Raw genomic sequence first — 8658 nt, forward strand, 5'->3', positions numbered from 1 at the left:
GATTCTCAAAATTTCGCTTGAACTGATAGAGCTTATGATGAACTATGCTGAATCCATTATCGAAAATAAACTAATAAAGAAATTACAAGATTTAAAGTATATTTTTCGAGAAGATATTTGTGACAGACAATCACTGGAGGAAAATTTTCGCTCAAAATTCGAGCAATTAAACCGCGTTCATTTAACTGATAGCGAATTTGAACGCTTGAAATTGGAAATTATCACACCGGATGTCTTTGCCGCTGCTAAGAGACTGCGTGAAACTAGCACCTTTATCCGCGAAGATGACACACCGCTCAATTATACGCTGGTAAATATCAAAGATTGGTGCAAAAACGACTACGAAGTGATCAGCCAGCTGCGTATCAATACGGAAAACAGCCATCACCGCTACGATGTGATTTTATTGATTAACGGTATACCTGTTGTTGAAATTGAGCTAAAAACCCTGCAAATTCCACCCAAAAAAGCCATTGAGCAAATCATCAATTATAAAAATGACACAGGCAACGGCTACGGCAACAGTTTACTGTGTTTTATGCAATTGTTTATTGTGAGCAATGAGAGTAGTACCTATTACTTTGCCAACAATCAAAACAAACATTTCGCTTTTCAGACAGACGAACGTTTTTTACCGGTATACCGTCTTGCCGATGAAGCAAACAATAAAATTAATTACTTGTATGATTTTGCCGATAAATTTTTGGAAAAATGCACGTTAGGCAAAATGATCAGCCATTATATGGTGTTGGTAGCAAGCGAACAAAAGCTTTTGATGATGAGACCGTATCAGATCTATGCCGTCAAAGCGATTGTGGACTGTATTCACCAAAACCGAGGTAACGGCTATATTTGGCATACCACAGGTTCAGGCAAAACACTCACTTCATTCAAAGCCTCTACTCTGCTCAAAAACAATCCTGATATTGATAAATGCTTGTTTGTGGTAGACCGAAAAGATCTCGATCGTCAAACACGCGAAGAATTTAACCGCTTTCAAGAAGGTTCTGTAGAGGAAAATACCAATACTTCTACTTTAGTCAACCGCCTACTTTCGAATGATTACGCCGATAAAGTTATCGTAACTACCATTCAAAAGCTGGGGTTGGCACTCAAAGAAAATAGTACCCACCATAGACAATTAAGCACACTCAAAGATAAACGAATGGTTTTTATTTTTGACGAATGCCATCGCTCCCAATTTGGAGAAAATCATCAGGCAATCAAGAAATTTTTCCCAAAAGCACAATTATTTGGTTTTACCGGTACGCCGATTTTTGAAGAAAACGCAACATACAAGCGTATCGACGGCACAGATGCGTTCTATCAGACCACCGAAGATATTTTTGAACAGCAATTACACGCTTACACCATTACCAATGCCATTGACGACGGTAATGTATTGAAATTCCATATTGATTATTACAAGGCGGAGGGAGGTAAGCCCGTATCTGCCAATCATCCCGTTACCAAGCAGGCGATTGTGGACTCCGTTTTAAGCAAACACGATGTGGCCACTTCCGAACGTCGTTTCAATGCTATTTTTGCTACCGCATCCATTAATGATGCGATTGACTATTACCGCATTTTAAAAGAAGCACAAACCAAGTTTCAGGCGGATAATCCCGATTTCGTGCCGCTTAATATCGCCTGCGTGTTTTCCCCACCCGCCGAAGGCAATCAAGATATAGCCCAAATCCAAGCCGATTTGCCTCAGGAGGAACAAGACAATAAAGATGATCCGAACGGCAAGAAAGCCGCCTTAAAAACCATTATTGATGACTACAATGCACAATACCGCACCAATCACAGTATCGGCGAATTTGATCTATATTACCAAGATGTGCAAAAACGGATTAAAGACCACCAATACCCCGATAAAGACTATCCGCACCGCAACAAAATCGACATCACTATTGTTGTCGATATGCTGCTTACAGGGTTCGACAGCAAATATTTAAATACCCTTTATGTAGACAAAAATCTGAAATATCACGGGTTAATTCAAGCGTTTTCCCGCACCAACCGCGTATTAAATTCTGCCAAACCCTACGGTAATATCTTGGATTTCCGTGGGCAGCAGGCGCAAGTAGACGAAGCCATCAAGCGTTTTTCAGGGCAAGACCAAGACCGAGCCAAAGAAATCTGGATTGTTGATCCGGCGGAAATCGTCATGACCAAACTGCAAAACGCCATGACGCAACTGGAAGATTTCATGTCATCACAGGGATTGGCCTGTATGCCGTCTGAAGCACATAACCTGAAGGGCGACAACGCCCGTGCCGGATTTATCAATCTGTTTAAAGAAGTGCAGCGTTACAAAACCCAGTTGGGGCAATATACCGATTTAAGCGAAGAGCAAAAGCAGGCAATTGAAAATATTTTGCCAAGCGATACCCAGCGCGCTTTTAAGGGCGTGTATCTGGATATGGCGCAACAAATCAAAGAACAAGCGTTATATGGAAAAACGCCACCATCGCCGGAGCTTGAGCAATTAGACTTTGAATTTGTGTTGTTTTCATCCGTAACCATCGATTACGACTACATCATGAAACTGATTGCCGAAAACTCATCCAAACCGAAAAAACAGCAGATGAGCCGCAAGCAATTGGCGGAGCTGGTTGCCGCCAGCAGCGATTTGATGGATGAAAAAGACTACATCATTGCCTATATAGACAGCCTGAAAGCGGGCGAAGCACTTAACGAACAAGAAGTTAAAGCCGGCTATCAGGCATTCAGAAACGCAAAAACAAACGCAAAACTGACCGCACTTGCGCAAAAACATGGTATTGCAACCGATACTTTGAGAGGCTTTATCGAAGAAATCCTAAACCGCATGATTTTCGACGGCGAAAAGCTCACCGATCTGCTCGAACCTTTGGAATTAAGCTGGAAAGAACGGCGCATTAAAGAATTAGCCTTGATGGAAGATCTCGTTCCCTTGCTGAAAAATATGGCAAAAGGAAAAGAAATTTCGGGCTTGAAGGCATATGAATAAACAATCTAGGAATAAATAATCTGCTGACACAGCAAGAGGCAGATGCATTATTGACATTGGGAAAATATGATTTCAGCAATGGAGAATACAAATTTCCCTATATGGGCGGTTCATTACGCTTGTCGTTACACTCAATGGATAAAAAAGAAACTTTTAACTTGGATGTAACCAGAGGATATATCGCATTGGAAAAAATCACCTTCCAAACCAGAGCTAGAAAAGCCATTGTATTGGTTCGCTTGGATATTGAAGGTCCGCCACACCGCAATCCCGACATTGAAGGTCCGCCACACCGCAATCCCGACGGTGAAGAGATTATTTGCCCGCATATCCATCTCTACCGTGAAGGCTACGGCGACAAATGGGCTTATCCGCTGCTTGATGAACTCAAATCCGTGTTAGACAGACCTTATGAACTACTGGATAAATTTATGGATTATTGCCATATTATCGGCAAGCCCATGATTCAAAGAGAATTATTTATATGATTGACGAAATACAAAGCCTGATGGAGCAATACCTCCAATGGCTGAAAGACAAAACGGCTTTAAAGCAAATCGATAAAGATTGGGTGCAGGTTACCACCCCGCATTTGGATCGCCATAACGATTGTTTGCAATTTTATATCCGCAAAGAAGCCAACGGTTTTTTGCTCAGTGATGATGGCTATATCATTCATGATTTAATCAGTTCCGGTTGTTCTTTGGATAGTGAAAAGCGCAAAGCATTATTGAAAATGACCTTGGCAGGATTCGGCGTTCAGCTTGACGGCGAAACTTTGATACTCAAAGCCAGCACCGAAAATTTCGCCTTGAAAAAACATAACTTTCTGCAAGCCATGCTGGCGGTTAACGACCTGTTTTATTTGGCTTCGCCCTACGTTGCCAACCTGTTTTATGAAGATGTGGTGCAATGGCTGGATCACTCGGATATACGCTATATCCCCAATATCAAATTTACCGGCAAAAGCGGCTTTGACCATATGTTTGACTTTGTCATCCCCAAATCGCGCAAACAACCCGAACGTATCTTGCAAACGCTCGGCAACCCGAAAAAAAATGCAATCGAAGCAACGGTTTTCAAATGGACGGATAGTCGTGAAAACCGTGCGGCCAATTCCGAATTATTTGTTTTGCTCAATAATAGCGAAACGGAAGTCGCAGCTTCGGCGATTGACGCACTAAGAAATTACTATATCGAACCGATTTTATGGACAGAACGTAACCAAGTTGTAGAACGGCTGGTTGCCTGAGTAATATACAAATTCAAGAGTAGAAATAATGAATGCTTCAGAACAGAATAAGCAAAACCAACAAGAAAGAGTGATCCCAAAACTTCGTTTTCCTGAGTTTCAGACGGCATTGGGGTGGAAACAAGATATATTAGGAAATTTATTTGATGAACGAGGAAAGAAAAACCATCCTGAAAAGACCATATTGGCTGCAACTCAAGATAAAGGAGTTATCCCTTACGAATTAATGGAAAAATCTGTCATTAGAGATAGGAAAAATTTGAATGGATATAAACTGGTATTGCCAGAAGATTTTGTAATTAGTTTACGTTCTTTTGAAGGTGGATTTGAATATTCTGCATATGAGGGGATTATTTCACCTGCCTATGTAATACTTTACCCCAAAATAAAAATTTGTAATTATTTCTTTAGAATTTATTTTAAACGAGACAGTTTCATTCAACAAATTCAAAATAATTTAAATAATAGTTTGAGAGATGGAAAATCAATTTCTTATAAACAAGCAGCTGGTTTAAAAATAGCGCTACCATTATTTGAAGAACAACAAAAAATTGCCGATTGTCTTTCTTCACTTGATGAATTAATCGAATTGCAGGAACAAAAACTTGCCGCCTTAAAACAGCATAAAAAAGGCTTGATGCAGCAATTATTCCCAAGCCATAATGATTTGCAAGCAAGCAAGCAAGCAAGCAAGCAAGCAAGCAAGCAAGCAAGCAAGCAAGATAGTTTATCCGAAACTTAGATTTCCGCAATTTAAAAATTGTGAGGGGTGGGATGTTGTTGAGTTAAGAAATGTTGGATATTTTGTAAAAGAAAAAATGGAAGTTATAAATTTAGAGCCCCCAAATTATATCAGCACTGAAAACCTATTATCTGATTATGGTGGGGTAACAGCTTCTAATAAATTACCCACAACAGAAAAAGTTACTGCATATAAGAAAAATGACATTTTGGTTTCTAATATTCGACCGTATTTGAAAAAAGTATGGCAGGCAGATAAGAACGGTGGGGCTTCAAATGATATTATCATCATTAGGGCAAAACCAAGTATAAATATATCTTTTCTGTCATTTGCGATTAAAAATGATGATTTTATTGACTATATGATGAAAGGTGCAAAAGGCGTGAAAATGCCTAGGGGAGATTTAAATTTAATTTCTATTTTTCCCGTTGCAGTACCGACCTCACCAAAAGAACAACAAGCCATCGCAGATTGCCTGTCTTCACTGGATAATCTAATTAACGAACAAAACGAACGGATAGGCCGTCTGAAAACCCATAAGAAAGGCTTGATGCAGCAATTGTTTCCAAATATTTAGGAGCGATGATGAGTAATAATCAAGTAAAAATAACTAGATATAAAACCTTGAAGGGACTTGCTACTAGAATTAGAGATGATCTCAATAATCAAAATTTTGTTTTACTTTATGCCTATAATGGTACGGGAAAAACCCGTTTGTCCATGGAGGTTAAAGCTCAGAATCAGAGAAAGAATGGTAATGTAAGCAATACTCTGTATTTTAATGCTTACACCGAGGATTTATTTTACTGGAATAATGATTTCACTAATGATGGACTTGAACCAAAATTATTGATTAATTCTGAATCAAAATTTTTTGATATTTTAAGAGATGGTTTCCCATTAGAAAACAATATTAGGTTTTATTTAGATCGTTATGCGGAATTTGATTTTATAATTGATTATAATAGTTGGTTTATTTCTTTTACTCATCCAAACAACCCTGATAAATTAATTAAAATTTCACGTGGTGAAGAAGTCATCTTTATTTGGTGTTTTTTCTCGCTTTATGCCAGTTGGTAGCTGATAAACACGAATCTTATCAGTGGGTAAAATATATTTATATTGATGATCCTGTCTCATCGTTAGATGATAATAACACGATTGCCATTGCCTGTGATTTAGCAACACTATTAAAAGATAATAAAGATAATTTTAAAGTCATTATTTCCTCACATCATGGACTATTTTTTAATGTAATGTGCAATGAATTAAAAAAACAAAATCATAGAAAATACTTTTTATATAAAGATAAAATAACTAATCAACTTTATCTTCAAGCAACAGATGATTTCCTTTCTTTCATCATGTTGCGAATCTTAGAGAACTACAAAGAGCGGTAGATGATAATAAAATTGATAGATACCACTTCAATATGATGAGAAATATCTTAGAAAAAACTTCAAGTTTCTTGGGTTACAATGATTTTTCTGATTGTTTAAGTGGTATTGATGATGAATTTCTATATGCTCGTGCTTTGAATTTACTTAGCCACCGAAATCACTCTATTTATGAGCCGCGAGAGATGAATGAAGATAATAAAAAGTTGTTTAAACAAATATTTGAAAATTTTTTAACAAAATATCCATTTAATCTACCTAATTTAACAGAGATACAACAATGACCCAAGAGCAACTCAATCAACTGGGCAAAACCTTATGGGGTATTGCCGACCAATTACGCGGGGCGATGAATGCCGACGATTTTCGTGATTACATGCTATCGTTCTTGTTTTTACGCTATTTATCAGATAATTACGAACTTGCTGCGCAAAAAGAGCTGGGTAGGGATTATCCGCAATTAAGCAATGATGATAAGCGCACGCCTTTGGCGGTATGGTATCAAGAAAATGCTGACTTTACCGCCGATTTTGAAAAGCAAATGCGACGCAAAGTGCATTATGTGATTAAGCCTGAATATTTGTGGGGCAGTATTGCCGAATTGGCAAGAGTGCAGAGCACTGAGTTGTTAAGCACCTTACAACAGGGTTTTAAATATATCGAAAACGAATCTTTTGAGAGCACGTTTGGTGGGCTGTTTTCCGAAATCAATCTGAATTCGGAAAAGTTGGGAAAAAGCTATACGGAGCGCAACAACAAATTGGCTGAAATTGTCAAACGTATTGCTGAAGGTATCAGTGAATTTTCTGCCGACAGCGATGCTTTGGGTGATGCCTATGAATATCTGATTGCCCAATTTGCTTCTGGTTCAGGTAAAAAAGCAGGCGAATTTTATACGCCTCAACAAGTTTCCACTATTTTATCGCAAATCGTAACGCTGGATAGCCAAAACCCCGCCAGCGGTAAGAAGAAAAAACTGGATAGCGTGCTGGATTTTGCCTGCGGTTCTGGTTCATTGCTGCTCAATGTGCGTCATCAAATGGCGGAAAACGGCGGACATATCGGCAAAATCTACGGACAGGAAAAAAATATCACCACTTACAACCTGGCTAGAATGAATATGCTGTTACACGGGGTGAAGGATACGGAATTTGCCATTCATCATGGTGATTCTTTAATCAATGATTGGGATATTCTGAATGAAATGAATCCTGCAAGAAAACTGGAATTCGATGCCGTTGTCGCCAATCCGCCGTTCAGCTACCGCTGGGATCCCAAAGAAGATTTGGCCAATGATTTCCGCTTCAACGGCTATGGGCTTGCTCCCAAATCAGCTGCAGATTTTGCCTTTTTATTGCACGGATTCCACTTTTTAAGTGATAACGGCACAATGGCTATTATTTTGCCGCATGGTGTATTGTTCCGTGGAGGGGCGGAGGAAAAAATCCGTAAGAAATTGCTGAACGATGGAAATATAGACGCGGTTATCGGATTGCCGGCCAATTTGTTTTATTCTACAGGGATTCCCGTCTGTATTTTGGTGTTGAAAAAATGCAAAAAAGAAGACGATATTTTATTTATCAACGCAGCTGATGCCTTTGAAAAAGGCAAACGTCAAAACCGTTTGACTGACGAGCATATCGCAAAAATTATCGAACATTATCAATATCGCAAAGAAACACAAGGCTATGCCAAACGCATTTCCGTGCAGGAAATTGAAGATAACGACTACAACCTAAACATCGCCCGCTATGTTAATAATACCGCTGTTGAAGAAGAAATTGATTTAGCCGCCAATCATCAGGTATTGATGGATTTGGATGCAAAAATCAAAGTTGCAACAGCTAAACATAATGTATTTTTGAAAGAATTGGGGCTAGCGTTGTTACCTTAAATTCATTTTAATACATCTCCACACGAATTTAGGTGCTGATGTAAGTTAGCCCTAAATTTCAGGCATAGCGACCATTTTTACTATGTCAGTTTTAATGCATATGCTATCTCATATAGTTGCGATTGATGCTTTTTTCTTAATTTTCGCATCATAATCTCCACCATATGAAATTGACACATCTGTGCTGGCGTATTAAATAAATCTTTCATCAAACCACTCCAACCATCGAAGGTAATTGATTGAATTATATAGCCTTTTTCTCTTAACCTATTTAGAGCAAGTTTGTAGTAAATATCTTTTTCGGTTCGCACAAAGTAATGGGAAATCACATTATTTGAATTAGCATCCATTAGCACTAATACGCCAAAATAACGA

General features: G+C 38.6%; 9 protein-coding genes and 1 pseudogene. 9 read left to right on the forward strand and 1 reads right to left on the reverse strand.

The genetic code is table 11. The annotated features are described in order from the left end of the window. Nucleotides 1-37: 37 nt before the first annotated feature. The 9 genes from B0183_RS02430 to B0183_RS02460 all read left to right on the forward strand — a co-directional run bounded on the left by B0183_RS02430 (nucleotide 38) and on the right by B0183_RS02460 (nucleotide 8283). Nucleotides 38-2998, forward strand: a complete 2961-nt coding sequence (locus B0183_RS02430; protein ID WP_078208272.1) for a type I restriction endonuclease subunit R — start codon at nucleotides 38-40, stop codon at nucleotides 2996-2998. A 23-nt stretch (nucleotides 2999-3021) separates the two neighbouring features. Continuing rightward, nucleotides 3022-3486: a DUF6978 family protein gene (locus B0183_RS02435; RefSeq protein WP_412459324.1), complete on the forward strand. Its 465-nt coding sequence runs from the start codon at nucleotides 3022-3024 to the stop codon at nucleotides 3484-3486. Next, a complete protein-coding gene (locus B0183_RS02440; protein ID WP_078208274.1) occupies nucleotides 3483-4250 on the forward strand; it encodes a DUF1829 domain-containing protein in 768 nt (255 codons plus the stop codon). Before B0183_RS02435 ends, B0183_RS02440 begins: the two co-directional genes overlap by 4 nt. 28 nt (nucleotides 4251-4278) lie before the next feature. Beyond that, nucleotides 4279-4992: a restriction endonuclease subunit S gene (locus B0183_RS02445; RefSeq protein WP_078208275.1), complete on the forward strand. Its 714-nt coding sequence runs from the start codon at nucleotides 4279-4281 to the stop codon at nucleotides 4990-4992. A gap of 76 nt (nucleotides 4993-5068) precedes the next feature. Next, complete coding sequence (locus B0183_RS02450) at nucleotides 5069-5569, forward strand: restriction endonuclease subunit S (RefSeq protein WP_021110228.1); 501 nt, start codon at nucleotides 5069-5071, stop codon at nucleotides 5567-5569. Between the two features lie 8 nt (nucleotides 5570-5577). Next, complete coding sequence (locus B0183_RS12445) at nucleotides 5578-6072, forward strand: hypothetical protein (protein WP_200859979.1); 495 nt, start codon at nucleotides 5578-5580, stop codon at nucleotides 6070-6072. Beyond that, the gene (locus tag B0183_RS12450) at nucleotides 6039-6392 is read left to right on the forward strand and encodes a hypothetical protein (protein ID WP_207552009.1); all 354 of its coding nucleotides are present in this window, start codon (nucleotides 6039-6041) and stop codon (nucleotides 6390-6392) included. Before B0183_RS12445 ends, B0183_RS12450 begins: the two co-directional genes overlap by 34 nt. 32 nt (nucleotides 6393-6424) lie before the next feature. Next, nucleotides 6425-6673, forward strand: a complete 249-nt coding sequence (locus tag B0183_RS12455) for a hypothetical protein (protein WP_207552010.1) — start codon at nucleotides 6425-6427, stop codon at nucleotides 6671-6673. Then, on the forward strand, nucleotides 6670-8283 hold the full coding sequence (locus tag B0183_RS02460) for a type I restriction-modification system subunit M (RefSeq protein ID WP_021111795.1): 1614 nt from the start codon (nucleotides 6670-6672) through the stop codon (nucleotides 8281-8283). Before B0183_RS12455 ends, B0183_RS02460 begins: the two co-directional genes overlap by 4 nt. 80 nt (nucleotides 8284-8363) lie before the next feature. Here B0183_RS02460 and B0183_RS02465 read toward each other — a convergent pair. Continuing rightward, nucleotides 8364-8658: pseudogene (locus B0183_RS02465) on the reverse strand (hypothetical protein); the annotation flags it as partial.

Origin of the sequence: Glaesserella parasuis, from assembly GCF_002015085.1 — a bacterium.
GTDB lineage: Bacteria > Pseudomonadota > Gammaproteobacteria > Enterobacterales > Pasteurellaceae > Glaesserella > Glaesserella parasuis.